The following is a 17677-nucleotide window of genomic DNA, read 5'->3' on the forward strand; positions in this document are numbered from 1 at the left end:
GCCGTTTGCGCGGCCAGCGATCGTCATGATCAGGAAGCCGAACGCTTCCGGTCGTCGTCGTCCTTGACTTCCTCGTAGTCGGCATCGACGACGTTGTCGCCGGCGTCGGAGGACGAGGCGCCCGCCTCGGCCTGCTGGGCCTCGTAGATCGCCTGGCCGAGCTTCATCGAGGCTTCCATCAGCGTGTTGGTCTTCGCCTTGATGTCCTCGGCGTCGGGCTCGGAAGCCTCCACGGCCGTCTTCAGCGCGGCGATCGCATCCTCGATGGCCTTGCGGTCATCGGCGGAGACCTTGTCGCCGTATTCCGTCAGCGACTTCTCGGACGAATGGATCAGGCTTTCGGCCTGGTTCTTCGCCTCGACGGCCTCGCGGCGCTTCTTGTCGGTCTCGGCATTGGCCTCGGCGTCCTTGACCATCTTCTCGATATCGGCGTCCGACAGGCCGCCCGATGCCTGGATGCGGATCTGGTGCTCCTTGCCGGTGCCCTTGTCCTTGGCCGAGACCTGCACGATGCCGTTGGCGTCGATGTCGAAGGTGACTTCGATCTGCGGCACGCCGCGCGGTGCCGGCGGAATGCCGACGAGGTCGAACTGGCCGAGCAGCTTGTTGTCCGCAGCCATCTCGCGCTCGCCCTGGGAGACGCGGATCGTCACGGCCGACTGGTTGTCCTCGGCGGTCGAGAAGGTCTGGCTCTTCTTCGTCGGGATCGTCGTGTTGCGCTCGATCAGGCGGGTGAACACGCCGCCGAGCGTTTCGATGCCGAGCGACAGCGGGGTGACGTCGAGAAGCAGCACGTCCTTGACGTCGCCCTGCAGGACGCCGGCCTGGATGGCGGCGCCCATGGCGACCACTTCATCCGGGTTCACGCCCTTGTGCGGGTCCTTGCCGAACAGCTGCTTGACGACTTCCTGCACCTTCGGCATGCGGCTCATGCCGCCGACGAGAACGACTTCGTCGATCTCGGCTGCGGAAACGCCGGCATCCTTGAGCGCGGCCTTGCACGGGGCGACGGTGCGCTGGATCAGGTCGTCGACGAGGCTTTCGAACTTGGCGCGCGAGAGCTTCATCGTCAGGTGCTTCGGGCCGGACGCGTCAGCCGTGATGAACGGCAGGTTGATCTCGGTCTGCTGTGAGGAGGACAGCTCGATCTTTGCCTTTTCCGCAGCTTCCTTGAGGCGCTGCAGGGCGAGCTTGTCGTTCTTCAGGTCGATGCCCTGGTCCTTCTTGAACTCGGCCGAGAGATACTCGACGAGGCGCATGTCGAAGTCTTCACCGCCGAGGAAGGTGTCGCCGTTGGTGGACTTCACCTCGAAGACGCCGTCGCCGATCTCCAGGACCGAGATATCGAACGTACCGCCGCCAAGGTCGTAGACGGCGATCGTCTTGCCATCCTTCTTGTCCAGGCCGTAGGCGAGGGCTGCAGCCGTCGGCTCGTTGATGATGCGCAGCACGTCGAGGCCTGCGATCTTGCCGGCGTCCTTGGTGGCCTGGCGCTGGGCGTCGTTGAAGTAGGCCGGAACGGTGATGACGGCCTGCGTGACCTTTTCACCGAGGTAGGATTCGGCGGTCTCCTTCATCTTCTGAAGGATCATCGCGGAGATCTGGGAGGGCGAATAGGTCTCGCCGTGCGCCTCGACCCAGGCGTCGCCGTTGGAGGCCTTGACGATCTTGTAGGGCACCATGCCCTTGTCCTTCTGGGTGGTCGGGTCCTCGAAGGTGCGGCCGATGAGGCGCTTGATCGCAAAGAGGGTGTTTTCCGGGTTCGTGACAGCCTGGCGCTTGGCCGGCTGACCGACGAGGCGTTCTCCGTCGTCCGTAAAGGCGACCATGGAGGGCGTCGTGCGCGCGCCTTCGGCGTTTTCAATCACTTTCGCGTCCTTGCCATCCATGACGGCGACGCAGGAATTCGTTGTTCCGAGGTCGATACCGATAACTTTTGCCATGTCATTCTCTCCTTGAAGCGAACTGCCGGAACCCAATCAGGCATTCGTTTGGCAGTCCCTAGTGGGATGGTATTGCAGGAATTCGCGAACGGGGCCGCGGTTTCCGGCTATATAAGGATCAGTCTAGGTGACTGCAAGGCGTCAATCTCCCTGGAATGCGCCTTCCAGACCGGCGCGGACAGTCGAAAAAGGCCGATGCCTCCGGCTGAAATGTGGTGGGGCCGCCTGTCTCCGTCAAGGTTGCCGGCGCCTGTCGGACGGGCGGAACCGATGCCTCGTCGCCCGGCCCGATCATCCGCCGATGAGCACGTCCAGCAGGCTGGAGCGCCGCGGCCGTGCCGGCTGCGCGCCGACATCGGCCGGCGGGACGGGCAGATCGCCGCCGATGCCGCCGGTCTGTTCCGGCGCCGTGGCCGTCTCGCCGCCGCCGTCGCGGCTGCTCGTGCCCAGCGCGCGCGCCACCATCTCCGCCAGCGATTCCTCGCCTTCCCCGGCAGCCGGTGGAGGTTCGGCGCTCGCCACCGGCAGTCCGCCGCCGGTGGTGCCGAACAGCGGCGACGGCGAAAGCCCGTCATGTGCGGCGATCATGAACCGGCTCCAGGCCTTCGCGGGCAGCCCGCCGCCGGTCACCTTCTTCATCGACTTGCCGTCGTCGTTGCCGAACCAGACGCCGGTGGTCAGGTTGCTGGTGTAGCCGACGAACAGCGCATCGCGGAAGGACTGGGTGGTGCCGCTCTTGCCGGCCGCCTCCCAGCCCGGGATCTTCGCGTTCTTGCCCGTACCCTCGGTGATGACGCGGGTCATCATACCGTTCATCATGGAGACGATCTCGGGCTGGAGCACGCGCGGCGGGTTGTCATAGGTATTCTCGTAGAGGACCCGGCCCTCGACGGTGGAGATGCGGCGGATGATATGCGGCGTCGCCTTGTATCCGCCGTTCATGAACGGCGCATAGGCCGATGTCAGCTCGACGAGCGAGACTTCCGAGGTGCCGAGCGCGATCGAGGCGTTCGACTGCATCTCGGATTCGATGCCGAGCCGGTGGGCGAGCTTGATGACGTTGTCCGGCCCGACCTCCATCACAAGCTGGGCGGCGATCGTGTTCAGCGAGTTGGCCAGGGCGGTCGAAAGCGTGACTTCGCCGCGATATTTCTGGTCGTAGTTCTCCGGCGTCCACTTGCCGATGCGCACCGGTGCGTCGTTGCGGATCGACAGCGGTGAGCGGCCCATTTCCAGCGCGGTGGCATAGACGAACGGCTTGAAGGCCGAGCCCGGCTGGCGCTTGGCCCTGGAGGCACGGTCGAACTGACTTTCGGCATAGTCGCGGCCGCCGACGAGCGCCCGGATCGCGCCGGTGCCGTCGATCGAGACGAGGGCGGCCTGCGAGGCGTTGAGCTTGGCGCCTTCGGCGTCGAGCACGGCGGCAATCGCATCCTCCGCCTTCTTCTCCAGGTCGAGATCGATCGTCGTCTCGACGACGAGGTCCTCGGTGATGTCGCCGATCAGCGCCGGCACCTGGTCCATGACGAGGTCCGCCGCATAGTGCTCGGCCCCCGACCAGTAGCTCTTTGCCCGTGTCGGCGGCTGGGACATGGCGGTGGTGATCTCCCGCTCGGTCACGAAGCCGGCGTCGCGCATCGCGCCGAGCACGACCTGCGCCCGCTCTTCCGCCGCCTCCGGATCGCGCGCCGGCGAAAGCCGCGAAGGCGCCTTCAACAGGCCCGCGAGCATCGCCGCCTCGCCGAGGTTCACGTCGCGGGCGGACTTGTTGAAGTAGCGGCGCGACGCGGCCTCGACGCCATAGGCGTTGGAGCCGAAGAACACGCGGTTCAGGTACATCGCCAGGATCTCGTCCTTGGTGTACTTGTGCTCCAGCCAGAAGGAGAGCAGCACCTCCTGGACCTTTCGTTCCAGCGTCCGTTCCGGCGAGAGGAAGAGGTTCTTGGCGAGCTGCTGGGTCAGCGTCGAGCCGCCCTGGACCATGCGTCCGGTCGCAATGTTCGTCACCATGGCGCGGGCGAGCCCGAGCGGGTCGATGCCGAAATGCGAGTAGAAGCGGCGATCCTCGATGGCGATCACCGCCTGCGGGATGTAGGGCGACATCTGTTCCAGCGCCAGCGCTTCGCCGCCGGTGGTGCCGCGGTTGGCGATCGCCGTGCCGTCGGTCGAGATGATCTTGACGTTCGGCGGGCGCGCCGGAATGTTCCAGGTCGTCGCGCTCGGCATCTGCGCGCCGTAGTAGAGAACGAGCGCGCCGATCGCCATGCCGCCCCAGATGCCGAGCACGACGCACCAGTAGGCGAGGAACCGGACGGCACCGAGGAGGCCCCCGCCGCCGCTGTGGCGGCGCTTGCGGGCCGGAGCTCTCCGGCGCGACGCCGGCGCCTTGCGGGCCGCGGGCTTCGCCTTGCGCGTCGCAGATCGGGTCACGCGATCCTCCTCGTCGATGCGCAGATCGTCATCGTCGTAGTCGTCCTCGTCGTTGAACGAGGGCTCGATCCGCTGTGATTTGCGCCGGCCTGCCATCCTGGAAGAAATATGCCTTTCGTGTCCGTGCCGCTCGAGCCAGGTCCGCAGCGCGGACAGGGCGTTACGGTAGCGCCTTTATTCTGAAGAGCGGCCGCGAAGGCAGGGCTCTCGGTCCGTTGAACTTTAAATGCGGCGATTTAAGGGGTGGTTAAGGACGACTTAATGGGGAGAGAGAACGGGGCGTTCTCTCCTTGATTGTGCTGTCGCGACGTTCATCTGACGCGACGCGCGCGCAATCGTGATTTCCGCTTTGCGGCCTGCGCCGATATCCTCTCGCTGCAACGAACAAGGAGACGATTGATGAAACGCATCCTCGTATTTGCATGCGCGCTCGGCCTGTCGGCTCCCATGGCTTTTGCCGATTGCGCCTATCACCAGACCAACGCCAAGGCCGACGTCGACACGACGACCACGACGGCCAGCATTTCGGAAAAGTCCACGCCCGCCTCGGATGAGGTCGTTCTCCTGAAGAAGAACGACACGGCTGCCGAACAGCAGCAACCGGCAGAGTGAACGGGCTTCAGGCGCGTGACAAGGGAAAGGGCGGCCTCGTGGGCCGCCCTTCGCTGTTTCAGTAGTAGGGCGACAGGCACTGCTGGCGCGGCCCGCCATAGGGCTGGAAGGTGTTGTCATAGGCGCGATACGAGCGGTAGCGCGCGGCACACCATTCGAAATGGCGCGGATTGACGCCGCCGTCGACGTAGCGCGGCTGGCTGGCGATCGCCCCGCCGATGATCGCGCCTGCACCAAAGGCGGCCAGCGGATACCAGTAGCCGTCGTCGTAGCGGCGGTAGCCCTCGCGATAGTAGGGATAGCCGCGGTAGCCGCGATAGTAGCCGCTGCGATAGTAGCGCGAACCGCCGTAGTGGGGCGGCGGCGGACGATAGCCGCGGCGGACATAGTAGTCGACGTTCTCGACGTCCGACTGGACGGTGACGTCGGCACGCGGCATTCCGGCCGCCTGCGCCGGCACCAGGCTGGCTGCGAGCGTTGCCGCTGATAGCGCGGCCGCCATGAGGCCGCTGACGATCTTTCTCATCTTTTCACTCCTGAGAGCCATCAAACCTTCCAATGACGTGCCGGATGATGCAGGAATTCGGCTGAACGGGCGATGAACCGCCTATCCCTGCCGACGGTTGCTCTCCTCCCGCCGCATTTGCGTATAGCGTGCATGCTCGAACACCAGCACGGCGCCGAGGCCGAGCACGAACGGAATGATCAGATAGAAGATCCGGAAGACGGCGAGCGCAGCCAGGACGTCGACGGGATCGAGTTCCGGCAGGCCCGCGATGAAGATCAGCTCCAGCACGCCGATGCCCCCCGGCGCATGCGAGAGCAGGGCTGCGGAAAACGAGGCGAGGAAGATGCCGAGCACGACGAGATAGCCCGGATTGTTGGCTTCCGGCAGGACGAAGTAGATGATCGCCGCCGCCGCCACCAGTTCGACCGGCGCGATCAGGAGTTGCCGGAAGGCCACCGACGGCCGAGGATATTCCAGTTTCAGCCAGCGGGTCCTGACCGGCCGGAACCCAACGAGGCTGCCGGTGAGGTAGATCGCGACCAGCGTAAGGATCAGCACGCCGGTCGAGAATGCCGCTTCCACCGGCAGGAATTTCGACACCCGCTCGATGATCTCCGGCTCGATGATCAGCACCAGCCCCATCAGCACCGCCGTCCCGAGCGCGAAGGTGAACGAGCAGAAGGCGACGAGCACCCCGACCTCGCTCGCCGACAGTCCCTTGGAGGTGTAGGCGCGGTAGCGCACGACGGCGCCGGAGAAGACCGATGCGCCGATATTGTGGGCCAGCGCATAGGCGGTGAACGAGGCGACCGTGATGAACCAGAGCGATATCCGGTGGCCGAGGTGCTCGAGCGCCAGGTGGTCGTAGGCGGCAAGCGCCGCATAGGCCGCGATCGTCGCAACAGCCGCGAGCGCCCATCCCGAAGGCGGAATGGCCAGAAGGCTGTCGCGGAACTCGTGGAACGACAGCCCCCTGAGGTCGTGGTACAGGATCCAGAGGGAGAAGATGATCGCGGCCCCCCCGACGAGGGGCCAGAAGAGCTTGCCGAGTTTCATGCGCCCGGTGCCTGCCCGGACCGGCGACGGCTGCGTCGGAACAGACCGGGTCGCAGGCGATGTCCAGGATTGTCGTTCATGCCGTTGCTTCCCTTCCGGGCCGTCTTCTGTCGCGGCAGCGACCCCGTCGGGGTCTGCACCCGTCCCTGGTTCCCATCCGCTCGACGTTAACCACTCTCGGCCAACCGGACAACGATGCGACCGCGAACGCGCGCGATTTGCGCGCCCTCGACGGTCAACAATTCGTCAGCGTGCCGCCAGGGCCGAAAGGATGCGCACCCAGGAGCGGATGCCCTTCTCGAAGGACCGCAACTCGTATTTCTCGTTCGGCGAGTGGATGCGGTCGTCGGAGAGCCCGAAGCCCACCAGAAGCGATTCCATGCCGAGCATCTTCTGGAAGTCGCCCACGATCGGGATGGAGCCGCCCATGCCGACCATCACGGCGGGCTGTGGCCATTCCTGCGAAAGCGCATCCTTCGCCTTGTTCAGGAGTGGCGAATCATAGGGCAACTGGATCGCCGGCGAACCGCCGTGGGCGTGGAAGCTCACCGAGCAGTCGGCCGGTATCTTCGCGCGGACATAGGCGCGGAAGGCGTCGCGGATCTTTCCCGGGTCCTGCTTGCCGACGAGCCGGAACGAGACCTTCGCCGTGGCCTCGGCGGCGATCACCGTCTTGAAGCCGTCGCCCGTATAGCCGCCGATGATGCCGTTGACCTCCGCCGTCGGCCGCGCCCAGGTCAGTTCCAGCACCGAGCGGTTCTTCTCGCCCGAGGGAAGGGCCAGGCCGATCTCGCCCAGGAATTTTTCCGCCGTCTGGCCGAGCTTGTCCCAGGTGGCCTTGATGTCGGCAGGCGTCTCCTCGACGCCGTCATAGAAGCCCTTCAGCGTCACGCGCCCGTCCCGGTCGTGCAGTCCGGCGAGGATGTCGGCGAGGATATGGATCGGATTGGCCGCGGCCCCGCCGAAATAGCCCGAATGCAGGTCGCGGTCCGCCGCCTTGACGACGACTTCCTCGCCGACCAGCCCGCGCAGCCCCGCCGAGATCGCCGGCGTCTCGGCATCCCACATGTTGGTGTCGCAGACGAGCGCATAGTCGGCCTTCAGCTCGGCCGCATTGGCCTCCAGGAAGGGCTTGAGCGACGGCGAACCGGACTCCTCCTCCCCCTCGAACAGGATCGTGACCTTGCAGGGCAGCGTTCCGGCCGTCTCCTTGTAGGCGCGGCACGCCTCGACGAACGTCATCAGCTGGCCCTTGTCGTCGGAGGTGCCGCGGCCGGTGATGATCCGGCGTCCGCCGCCGATGTCGCGCACCGCCGGCTCGAACGGGTCGTGCTCCCAGAGCTCCAGCGGATCGACCGGCTGCACGTCGTAGTGGCCGTAGAAAAGAACGTGCGGCGCATCGGCGCTGGCCCCCTCGTGGTGGGCGACCACCATCGGGTGCCCGGCCGTATCGCGCACGGTGGCGTCGAACCCGAGCGTGCGCAGTTCGCTCACCAGCCACTCCGCGCCGCGCCGCACATCGGCCTTGTAGGCCGGGTCGGTCGAGATCGATTTGATACGGACGAGTTCGAACAGGCGCTCCAGGGCGGCGGGCACGTTCGCGGCGGCGTGGTCGAGTACGGGTAACAGGTTGGTCATGGTCGAATCCTCTTTGCGGACGGACCATAATGCATGTCTGCCGAAAGTGGGAACGGGGAAAAGCGATGGGTGCGCACAAAGCCACGACGGTTGCCGCGGCGCGGCTTCGTCGTGGGGCCGGGCGGGGACGCACATCGGGGCGGGGAAACGAAAAGGGCCGCTTCGGACGGGAGGTGCGTTCGAAGCGGCCCTTATGAATTGTGGACAAAGGCCCGGAGAGGGGGATAAGGCCTTTGTCCTCTGGTCTGGCGCGGCGGGGGACAGGCCGGGATGCCAGACCACGGCTTGATCAGGTGCCGATGACTGTCATTTGGGCCTCGGAATGTGGCTTTTCAAGGGATTTGCGCGGCACCGGAAATTACAAATTGGTAACGTTTGTGTGAGGCTCCAAAGCGGTTTGGCAAGCCTGGCGGCAAGCGCAATGGACGATGGACGCGAGGACCCGCGCACGCTATCCCTAACGCCATGAAAAATGGTGACCATCTCTTCCTCGTCGACGGCTCGGGCTTCATCTTCCGCGCCTTTCACGCGATCCCGCCGCTGAACCGCAAGTCGGACGGCTTGCCGGTCAATGCCGTCTCCGGCTTCTGCAACATGCTGTGGAAGCTCCTGAAGGATGCGCGCAACACCGACGTCGGTGTGACGCCCACCCATTTCGCGGTCATCTTCGACTATTCCTCGAAGACCTTCCGCAACGAGCTCTACGACCAGTACAAGGCCAACCGCACGGCCCCACCGGAGGACCTGATCCCGCAGTTCGGGCTGATCCGCCACGCGACGCGCGCCTTCAACCTGCCCTGCATCGAAAAGGAGGGGTTCGAGGCCGACGACCTGATCGCCACCTATGCGCGGCTGGCCGAGGCGGCCGGGGCCGATGTCACCATCGTGTCGTCCGACAAGGACCTGATGCAGCTCGTCACCCCGAAGGTGTCGATGTACGACAGCATGAAGGACAAGCAGATTTCGATCCCCGAGGTGATCGAGAAATGGGGCGTGACCCCGGACAAGATGATCGACCTGCAGGCGATGACCGGCGATTCGACCGACAACGTGCCGGGCATCCCCGGCATCGGGCCGAAGACCGCAGCCCAGCTGCTGGAGGAATATGGCGATCTCGACACGCTGCTCGCGCGCGCGGAGGAGATCAAGCAGCAGAAGCGCCGGGAGAACATCATCGCCAACCGCGCCCAGGCGCTTTTGTCGCGCCAGCTCGTGACGCTCAGGACCGACACGCCGCTCGACGTGCCGCTGGAGGATCTGGTCCTCGAAACGCAGGACGGCCCGAAGCTGATCGCCTTCCTCAAGGCGATGGAGTTCACCACGCTGACGCGGCGCGTTGCCGAGGCCTGTGACTGCGACGCGTCCGCGATCGATCCCGCCAACGTGCCGGTGGAATGGGGCGCCGAGGCCCATGGCCCGGACCTCGACAAGGGCGGGGCTTCCGGACCGGATGCTGCCGGCGTGCCGGAGGAGAGTGCCGCCGAGGCGGCCGAAACCTTGTTGCCGGTCGCATCGGCCGACGGGCACGAACCCGCGACGCTCGCCCGGACGCGCGCGGCCCGCCTCTCCGGCCAGCCGATCGATCATTCCGCCTATGTCACGATCCGCGACCTCGATACCCTGGACCGCTGGATCGCGGCCGCGCGCGAGACCGGGCTCGTCGGCTTCGACACCGAGACGACGTCGCTCGATGCGATGCAGGCGGAGCTCTGCGGCTTCTCCCTGGCGATCGCCGACAACGGCAGGGACCCGTCCGGCATATCGATCCGCGCGGCCTACGTGCCGCTCTTGCACAAGTCGGGCGTCGGCGACCTTCTGGGCGGCGGGCTCGTCGACGGGCAGATCCCGATGCGCGACGCGCTGTCGCGGCTGAAGGACCTGCTGGAGGACGCGTCTGTCCTCAAGGTGGTGCAGAACCTGAAATACGACTACCTCGTGATGAAGCGCCACGGCGTCACCATGCAGGGTTTCGACGACACGATGCTGATGTCCTATGCGCTCGATGCCGGCGCCGGCACGCATGGCATGGATTCGCTCTCCGAGCGCTGGCTCGGCCACAAGCCGATCGCCTACAAGGATGTGGCCGGCAGCGGCAAGGGCGCGCAGACGTTCGATCTGGTCGATATCGACCGGGCGACGGCCTATGCCGCCGAGGATGCCGACGTGACGCTGCGGCTGTGGCACGTCCTGAAGCCGCGGCTCGCGGCGGAGAAGATGACGACGGTCTACGAGCGCCTGGAACGGCCGCTGGTGCCCGTCTTGGCGCGGATGGAGGAGCGGGGCATCACCATCGACCGCCAGATCCTGTCGCGCCTGTCGGGAGAGCTGGCGCAGGGTGCCGCCGCGCTCGAGGACGAGATCTACGCGCTCGCCGGCGAACGTTTCACGATCGGCTCGCCGAAGCAGCTCGGCGACATCCTGTTCGGCAAGATGGGCCTGCCCGGCGGCTCGAAGACGAAGACCGGCCAATGGTCGACCTCCGCGCAGGTGCTGGAGGACCTGGCCGCCCAGGGCGTGCCGCTGCCGCGCAAGATCGTCGACTGGCGCCAACTGACCAAGCTGAAGTCCACCTATACCGACGCGCTGCCGGGCTTCGTCCACCCCGAGACGAAGCGGGTGCACACCTCGTATGCGCTGGCGGCGACCACGACCGGCCGCCTGTCGTCGTCCGACCCCAACCTGCAGAACATCCCGGTGCGCAATGCCGAGGGCCGAAAGATCCGCACCGCCTTCATCGCGACCCCCGGCCACAAGCTGGTCTCCGCCGACTACAGCCAGATCGAGCTGCGCGTGCTGGCCCATGTCGCCGACATCCCGCAGCTCAGGCAGGCCTTCGCCGACGGTGTCGACATTCATGCGATGACGGCGTCGGAGATGTTCGGCGTGCCGGTCGAGGGCATGCCCGCAGACGTCCGCCGCCGCGCCAAGGCGATCAATTTCGGCATCATCTACGGCATCTCCGCCTTCGGCCTTGCCAACCAGCTGTCGATCGAGCGCTCCGAGGCCGGCGACTACATCAAGCGCTATTTCGAGCGCTTCCCCGGCATCAAGGACTACATGGACGAGACCAAGGCCTTTGCCCGCGAGCACGGCTATGTCGAGACGATCTTCGGCCGCCGCGCGCACTATCCCGAGATCCGCTCCTCCAATCCCTCGGTGCGCGCCTTCAACGAGCGGGCGGCGATCAATGCCCCGATCCAGGGCTCGGCCGCCGACATCATCCGCCGGGCCATGATCAAGATGGAGCCGGCGCTTGCCGACAACGGCCTGTCGGCGCGGATGCTGCTGCAGGTGCACGACGAGCTCGTCTTCGAGGTCGAGGACGCGGAAGTGGAACGCGCCATTCCCGTCATCGTCGGCGTGATGGAGCACGCGTCCATGCCGGCCTTGTCGATGAAGGTGCCGTTGAAGGTGGATGCGCGCGCGGCCCTCAACTGGGACGAAGCGCACTAGGCGTTTCGTCGGCGCAGCCGGTGCAACTGTTGCGGGTCCGTTTACCACGTACCGACGTTTCGCGCGGAACTCAGCCCCGGCCGGCCGGCCTTAACGCGGCCTTAAGGGCTTCCTGCGCTTCTGCGGGAGGCTTGGGGGGCGCGTGTCATCGACCGGCGCCTGGAAATTGCGGATGACCCGCAATGCGATGCGGCACGGATGACGGCATGGACGCATTTCTGCAAGGCAGTCTTTCCAGCGATCCTGACAGGCGCGCGCCGCTGGCCGTGCAGGTCGTGCGCCAGTTTCCGCCGAGCCGCGGCGGGCTGGAGGATGTCGTCCTCAACCTGTCGCGCCAGCTTTGCGCGCGCGGCTACCGCGTTCGCGTCGTGACGCTGGATCGCCTCTTCACCGCCCCCGATCGCAAGCTGCCGGACCGCGAGCTTGTCGACGGGATCGAGGTGGTGCGCATTCCGTTCTCCGGCAGCACCCGCTATCCCATCGCGCCGGGCGTATTCCGGCATCTGAAGGATGCCGACCTCGTGCATGTGCACGCTATCGACTTCTTCTTCGACGCGCTCGCCTGGGGCAAGCTCCTGCATGGCAAGCCGCTGGTCGCCACGACCCATGGCGGCTTCTTTCACACCGACCGCTATGCGGCACTCAAGCTCGCCTGGTTCAACGTCACGACGCGCCTGTCGGCGCTCGCCTACCGCCGGCTGATCGCCTGCAGCGCGCAGGACGCCCGGCTGTTCCGCAAGATCGCCGGACGCCGGGTCGTCGAGGTCGACAACGGCGCCGACGTCGCCAAATTCCGCAACGCGGGCGCCGGCAAGCCGCTGCGCCGCATCGTCACCATCGGCCGTTTCTCGTCCAACAAGCGGCTCGACCGTCTTTTCGAAGCCCTGTCGCGGCTCGTCGTGCACGAGCCGGACTGGCGCCTCTCGGTCGTGGGTGTCCCGGGCGACCTAACCGAGGCGGACCTTGAGCGGATGATCGGCCAACGGGCGCTCGAGGACCATATCGAGGTGCATGTCGGCCTGTCGAACGAAGAGATCCGGACGCTGATCTCGGGATGCTCGCTGTTTGCCTCCGCCTCCGAATACGAGGGCTTCGGCCTCGTGGCGGTCGAGGCGATGAGCGCCGGTCTCATGCCCCTGCTGCATCCGAACCAGGCTTACGAGGACCTCGCCGCCAAGCATCCGGAGATTCGCCTCTGCGACTTCGAGGACGCGGAAGCGGCCGCCGGAACGATCCACTCGGCCTTCCTGGCGCTCGCCCGCGACGTCGCCGGCTACCGGACGCGGGCCATGCGCGCGGCAGACGGCTATGCGTGGGATCATGTGGCCCGGCGCTATGCCGAGATCTACACTGAGATACTGGGGGGCGTCGCGCCGCCCGAATGGGATCCGGCGGCAAAGGGCAGTGAAGGCAATGAAGTGGCGGCCAATGGCTGAGCGCCGGCGTACCGGGCGGATCGCATCCCGGTCCGCGCATGCCAGACGTGGGGCACTGCGGATCGGCGGGCTGGCGCTGGCCCTGGTTCTTCCGCTCGAGGCCTCCGCCGCCTGCATGCGCGGCGTCAACTTCGCCGGCGCCGAGTTCGGCGATCCGCCGGGCGTCTACGGCAAGGACTACATCTATCCCAGTGACGAGACCATCCAGTATTTCGCCGGCAAGGGGTTCAACGGCGCGCGGCTGCCGTTCCGCTGGGAGCGTCTCCAGCCGAGGCTCGGCCGGGCGTTCGCGATGGGCGAGCGCCGGCGCCTCGTCGACACCGTCAAGCGCCTGAAGGCGGCCGGCTTCACGGTGGTTCTCGATCCGCACAACTACGCCTATCACGCCGGCCGGCAGATCGGTTCCGACGAGGTCCCCGTGGAGGCCTTCGCCGACTTCTGGCGCAGGCTTGCCACCGAGTTCGCCAACGACCCGGCCGTGCAGTTCGGCCTGATGAACGAGCCTCACGACATTCCGGCCGATCAATGGCTCGTTGCGGCCAACGCCGCCATCGCCGCGATCCGCAGCGCGGGGGCTGACAATCTCGTCTACGTCCCCGGCACGATCTGGACCGGCGCCCACAGCTGGGAGAGCGACCGGCCCGGCGGCTCGAACGCCCGCGTGATGCTGGGCGTCGAGGATCCAGCGAAGAACTACGCCTACGAGGTCCACCAATATCTCGACGACGATTTCTCCGGCACGCACGACACCTGCGAGGGCGCGGAGAGCGCCGTCGCGGCACTCGAGCGCTTCACCGCCTGGCTGCGCGAGAACGGCAAGCGTGGCTTCCTCGGCGAGTTCGGCGCATCCGCCAAGACCGAATGCCTGACGGCGCTGTCCCGCATGACCGCCGTGGTCGACGGCGCGCCGGACGTGTGGACCGGCTGGACCTACTGGGCGGCCGGTGACTGGTGGCCGCCGACCGAGGCACTCAACATCCAGCCAACCAAGGACGGCGACCGGCTGCAATTGCGCGCCCTCGAATATGGCGGCAGCATCCCGGCGAAGACCGGCGCCTGCCCGGCGCTCGGCCAGACCGAGTAGGAGCGTCACGCGTGCCGTGGCAGGGTCGTTGCGACCCGCCGTAGCGGCGTCTTCGCGAGGACGGGCCGTCGCGGCGGGGTCGCATCCCGGCAGGCGCCGGCGGTGCCCACCAGGAACCACATCAGGGCGGCGGTCTTGATCGAATAGAACGAGTCGCTGATCAGCATCAGCAGCAGCAGGTAGACGATCATCATCGAGTGGAAGCGCCAGGCCCGCGCCTCCTTCAGCGGCGCGTGCACGAACATCGTCCAGAGCCCGATGAAGCCGAAGATGCCGAACGCGGTCAGCGAGTAGGAGATGCCGGAATCGGCGGTGAATGCGTCGGTCGTCTCCGAGCCGAGCACGACGCCGAGGTCGAGCTGCGTGAGGATGTGTGCAGTGACGGCGAAGCGTCCGGCGAGATCGTTCGGGCCGCCGCCGGAGACCGAGGTGATGCCGTAGATCGTCAGCACGGCGAGCAGGAAGAAGGGCAGGACCACCCAGACCAGTCGCGGCAGGAACGAATAGACCGGATAGAGCAGCGTGATCAGCACGCAGCTGTAGAGCCCGAAGCGGGCGTCGGCCAGCGCGATCACGGTGAAGGCCAGCGCGAACACCAGCCACCGGCCCGGAAAGGCGCGCCCGCGATAGAGCGCCCATGAGTAGATGATCACGGCGAAATTGCCCATCGAGACCGGCTCCAGGAAGACGGAGGAGACGCGGTGCTGGCCGAGGAAGGGCAGGATCGTGCGGGCCTCGGGGCGCTGGCCGGAAATGAACAGGCCCTTGGTCTGACCGAACACCTGGTCCAGCGTCACCGTGCCGCGCGCCAGATAGTAGCCGATCACGTTGAAGTATTCGAGGAAGGTCTCGAGGAAGAGATATTCGAAGAGCCCGAAGCCGACGACGATCAGGCCGCTCGCCATCACGAGCTTGTCGGCGAGCTTCGCATCCGCGATGCGGGCGGCCATGAAATAGAAGGTCAGCGGGATCAGGATGTCGCGAATCGCCTTCGGGTTCACCTGCCCGCGCAGCATGAACAGGAACATCATGTAGCTGACGAAGACGCCGAGGATCACGTAGAGCGTCGATCGTCGCGTCATCGCCGCGAGAAACGCGCAGCCGACGATCGCGAGCTCCGACATGATGACATGGCGGTCGGCCGTCCCCATGAAACGGGTGTTGACCAGGCAGAGGAGGGCGTTGAACACCAGCCCGCCGATCACCGTCACGATCGCCGCAATGCGCACGGGCTCGATCCCCGCCGGCACAGCAGCGTCGTGGCGCACATCGGGGCTGCTGCGGCCGAACCGGTTGCCGAAACCCGTCCCGGTGCCGATCGTTTCCGTGCGGGCCATCCTCAGCGTCTCCTATGAGGCCTTGCCGGACAGGAGGACGTTGCCGAGGATCTTGTCGCGCCACGGGCCGATCTCCGCCATCAGCGTATCGAGCGCATCGCCCCCCGAAGCGCCGACCGTCGAGACGATGATGACGGCGTCTGCGTGCTTGAGCACGGTGGGGATGACCGTTTCGGCGGGCGTGCCGCTGCAATCGACGACGGCGAAGTCGACGGGCTCGGACCTGGGCGCGGTACTGACGCGGGAGGATCCGAGCGCCGCGATTCTTCTCAGCCCGCCGGAACCGATGCGTTCGAAGTGCAAGATATCCTGAAGCGCATGGTCGCGCGGCGCTGCGGCATCGAGGCGGATCTTGACGCTGGCGGACGGTCGTGCGGCCAGATGGTCCCTGCGGCGAAGTTCGCCGTTACAAAAGAGCACGACCTCGCCGGCCAGATGCAGCTCGCGCGCCACCGCGGCGGCGACCTTGTCCCGGCCGCTGCCGTCGGGCGACAGGAAGGCGATGGTGGCGGGTCGGGTCGTGCCGAATTCCGCTTCGAGCAGCTGGCCCAACCTGCGGATCCCGGCCTCGTGCGGCAAGGCCTCCGGTGCGGCCGGCCGTGCGAACGGCATCCGGCGCGCCAGCCTGTCGAGGCGGCTTGCGGGGGAAGGCTCGCTGCCCGCCATCACGGCCAGCATGGGTGCGCCGGTCTTTGCGACGAGGCTCCGTTCGATGCGCCGGGTGCCGCCGAGCAGCTCCCGCAGGACCGCAAGCGCGGCCCCGGCGGCCGCACCGAACAGAATGGCGGCGATCAGCACCAGCAGCTTCGGCGCCTGCACGGCCTTGTCCGATGGCACAGCTTCGGAAATGATCCGGGAGTTGCCGTTGCCGAGATCCTGCTGGCGGCTCAGTTCTTCCGCGCGGGTGAGGAAGGCCTTGTAGACCGCATCGATGGCCTGTGCCTCGCTCGTCAGCTGCACCAGCTGGAAGCGGAGCTTGCCGCTGTCCTTCGTCGACGCCGCCTGCTCGTCGAAGCGTTTTTCCAGCGAGGCGAGGTTGGCCCGGCTGCGCTCGTAGGTATTGGCCGACAGCTGGCGGATACGCTCCAGCTCGATCTCGATGGCGTTGCGGATGCTGGCGATCTGGGAGCGGATGGCACGCATCTGCGGATGGTCGTTGCCGAGGTTGGCCGCCAGTTCCGCCTGGCGGTCGAGCGCTTGCGAATAGCGGCTGCGCAGCCCGGAGAGTGCGCCCGAATTCAGCGTTTCGGGAATGGCGCCCGCTTCGACATTGGACACGTTGAGCTGGCGCGCCTGTTCGTAAGCCGTCTTCAGTTGCTCCACCTGCTGGCGCGCGGTCAGCAATTGCTGGTTCAGGCCGGCAAGCTGCTGGTCGGTGATCAGACCCTGGTCGCCGGTGCTGATCATGCCGTTCTCGGCCCGGAAGTCCTCCACCGCCTTCTGCGCGTCCAGCGCCCGCTGGCGCAGCTCTTCCGCCTGCTCGGCGATCGTGCGGGTGGTCTTCAGGCTGACGTCCAGGCGTGCCTTGTCGGCGACCGCCAGATAGCTTTCGGCAATCGCATTGGCGATCTTCGCGGCCATCTCGCTGTTTCCGTGCTTGACGGTGATGGTGAAGACGAAGCTGTCGCCGTTGCGAGCGACGCTCAGGTTCTCCAGAAGCGCATTGATGATGCCGTCGACCGTCGCGGCATCGGCCTTCGCGCCCCCCAGCAACCGGGACAGGAGCCCGCGGTGGTTGAAATAGGGATCGCTGGTGAGGTTGAGCTTTGTGACGACCTGGTGCAGCACGTCGCGGGACTGGATCAGATAGACCTGGCTGCCGATCACCTGCTGCACGTTGAGGGAACCGCCCGTGTCGGTGCCGACGACGGGGCCTGCCCCGATGTCGACGAAGATCTCCGCGGTCGAGCGGTAGAAGGGCTTCTGTGTGAGGACGAAGGCCATTCCCAGCAGGGCGCAGACCACCGCGGCGAGGATCACGTAGTGGATCCTCTTCCTCACGATGCCCGGCAACTGAAAAATGTCGATGTCCATCACATGCCCGATTGCCGGTCCCTCTCGGAAGCGGCCGAATCCACGGTCCCCGCCGCCGCCCGATCGCGCGGCGCTTGCTGAGAACCGTCCCGCAACCTCTCAGATTATGGTTAACAACCTCTCAACCGGCGCGCAGGAAAGACGGC

Annotated in this window: 11 protein-coding genes; 4 read left to right on the top strand and 7 right to left on the bottom strand. The window is 66.3% G+C overall.

The genetic code is table 11. The features are described from left to right. Positions 1 to 29 precede the first annotated feature (29 nt). Positions 30 to 1943 (bottom strand): molecular chaperone DnaK, encoded by a 1914-nt coding sequence (gene dnaK / locus P0086_RS16980; RefSeq protein ID WP_112594613.1) that lies wholly within the window; start codon positions 1941 to 1943, stop codon positions 30 to 32. 291 nt (positions 1944 to 2234) lie between these two features. Further along, on the bottom strand, positions 2235 to 4469 hold the full coding sequence (locus P0086_RS16985) for a transglycosylase domain-containing protein (RefSeq protein WP_275787662.1): 2235 nt from the start codon (positions 4467 to 4469) through the stop codon (positions 2235 to 2237). A 303-nt stretch (positions 4470 to 4772) separates the two neighbouring features. Here P0086_RS16985 and P0086_RS16990 point away from each other — a divergent pair, with 303 nt between their 5' ends. Beyond that, positions 4773 to 4985: a hypothetical protein gene (locus P0086_RS16990; protein WP_112594609.1), complete on the top strand. Its 213-nt coding sequence runs from the start codon at positions 4773 to 4775 to the stop codon at positions 4983 to 4985. Between the two features lie 58 nt (positions 4986 to 5043). Here the strand turns inward: P0086_RS16990 and P0086_RS16995 are convergent, their stop codons facing one another. From P0086_RS16995 to P0086_RS17005, 3 genes are all read right to left on the bottom strand, one after another. After that, the gene (locus P0086_RS16995) at positions 5044 to 5511 is read right to left on the bottom strand and encodes a BA14K family protein (protein ID WP_112594607.1); all 468 of its coding nucleotides are present in this window, start codon (positions 5509 to 5511) and stop codon (positions 5044 to 5046) included. A gap of 81 nt (positions 5512 to 5592) precedes the next feature. Then, positions 5593 to 6549, bottom strand: a complete 957-nt coding sequence (locus P0086_RS17000) for a YbhN family protein (protein ID WP_275787665.1) — start codon at positions 6547 to 6549, stop codon at positions 5593 to 5595. A gap of 246 nt (positions 6550 to 6795) precedes the next feature. Next, positions 6796 to 8187, bottom strand: coding sequence for a dipeptidase (locus tag P0086_RS17005; RefSeq protein ID WP_275787668.1), 1392 nt, complete (start codon positions 8185 to 8187; stop codon positions 6796 to 6798). 465 nt (positions 8188 to 8652) lie between these two features. On the opposite strand from P0086_RS17005, the gene polA reads away from it, so the two are divergent. The 3 genes from polA (at position 8653) to P0086_RS17020 (ending at position 14160) form a co-directional block, all read left to right on the top strand. Continuing rightward, positions 8653 to 11640 carry a DNA polymerase I gene (gene polA, locus P0086_RS17010; RefSeq protein WP_275787671.1) on the top strand — a complete coding sequence of 996 codons (2988 nt, stop codon included), beginning with the start codon at positions 8653 to 8655 and terminating at the stop codon, positions 11638 to 11640. A gap of 206 nt (positions 11641 to 11846) precedes the next feature. Beyond that, positions 11847 to 13076 (top strand): glycosyltransferase family 4 protein, encoded by a 1230-nt coding sequence (locus P0086_RS17015; protein WP_275787674.1) that lies wholly within the window; start codon positions 11847 to 11849, stop codon positions 13074 to 13076. Continuing rightward, positions 13069 to 14160 (top strand): glycoside hydrolase family 5 protein, encoded by a 1092-nt coding sequence (locus tag P0086_RS17020; protein WP_275787678.1) that lies wholly within the window; start codon positions 13069 to 13071, stop codon positions 14158 to 14160. The genes P0086_RS17015 and P0086_RS17020 overlap by 8 nt, the downstream gene beginning before the upstream one ends. 5 nt (positions 14161 to 14165) lie before the next feature. Here P0086_RS17020 and P0086_RS17025 read toward each other — a convergent pair whose 3' ends face one another. Both P0086_RS17025 and P0086_RS17030 read right to left on the bottom strand, forming a co-directional pair. Further along, on the bottom strand, positions 14166 to 15497 hold the full coding sequence (locus tag P0086_RS17025; RefSeq protein WP_275787681.1) for a UDP-phosphate alpha N-acetylglucosaminyltransferase: 1332 nt from the start codon (positions 15495 to 15497) through the stop codon (positions 14166 to 14168). Between the two features lie 12 nt (positions 15498 to 15509). Further along, positions 15510 to 17531: a GumC family protein gene (locus tag P0086_RS17030; protein ID WP_275787683.1), complete on the bottom strand. Its 2022-nt coding sequence runs from the start codon at positions 17529 to 17531 to the stop codon at positions 15510 to 15512. Between the last annotated feature and the right edge of the window lie 146 nt (positions 17532 to 17677).

Source organism: Mycoplana sp. MJR14, assembly GCF_029210525.1.
Classification (GTDB): Bacteria; Pseudomonadota; Alphaproteobacteria; order Rhizobiales; family Rhizobiaceae; genus Mycoplana.

What these genes read in the sequence shown, in the direction of transcription:
- dnaK (WP_112594613.1), bottom strand. Translation starts at nt 1,943, where the DNA reads ATGGCAAAAGTTATCGGTATCGACCTCGGAACAACGAATTCCTGCGTC.
- P0086_RS17020 (WP_275787678.1), top strand. Translation starts at nt 13,069, where the DNA reads ATGGCTGAGCGCCGGCGTACCGGGCGGATCGCATCCCGGTCCGCGCAT.
- P0086_RS16995 (WP_112594607.1), bottom strand. Translation starts at nt 5,511, where the DNA reads ATGAGAAAGATCGTCAGCGGCCTCATGGCGGCCGCGCTATCAGCGGCA.
- P0086_RS17000 (WP_275787665.1), bottom strand. Translation starts at nt 6,549, where the DNA reads ATGAAACTCGGCAAGCTCTTCTGGCCCCTCGTCGGGGGGGCCGCGATC.
- P0086_RS16985 (WP_275787662.1), bottom strand. Translation starts at nt 4,469, where the DNA reads ATGGCAGGCCGGCGCAAATCACAGCGGATCGAGCCCTCGTTCAACGAC.
- P0086_RS17005 (WP_275787668.1), bottom strand. Translation starts at nt 8,187, where the DNA reads ATGACCAACCTGTTACCCGTACTCGACCACGCCGCCGCGAACGTGCCC.
- polA (WP_275787671.1), top strand. Translation starts at nt 8,653, where the DNA reads ATGAAAAATGGTGACCATCTCTTCCTCGTCGACGGCTCGGGCTTCATC.
- P0086_RS16990 (WP_112594609.1), top strand. Translation starts at nt 4,773, where the DNA reads ATGAAACGCATCCTCGTATTTGCATGCGCGCTCGGCCTGTCGGCTCCC.
- P0086_RS17025 (WP_275787681.1), bottom strand. Translation starts at nt 15,497, where the DNA reads ATGGCCCGCACGGAAACGATCGGCACCGGGACGGGTTTCGGCAACCGG.
- P0086_RS17015 (WP_275787674.1), top strand. Translation starts at nt 11,847, where the DNA reads ATGGACGCATTTCTGCAAGGCAGTCTTTCCAGCGATCCTGACAGGCGC.
- P0086_RS17030 (WP_275787683.1), bottom strand. Translation starts at nt 17,531, where the DNA reads ATGGACATCGACATTTTTCAGTTGCCGGGCATCGTGAGGAAGAGGATC.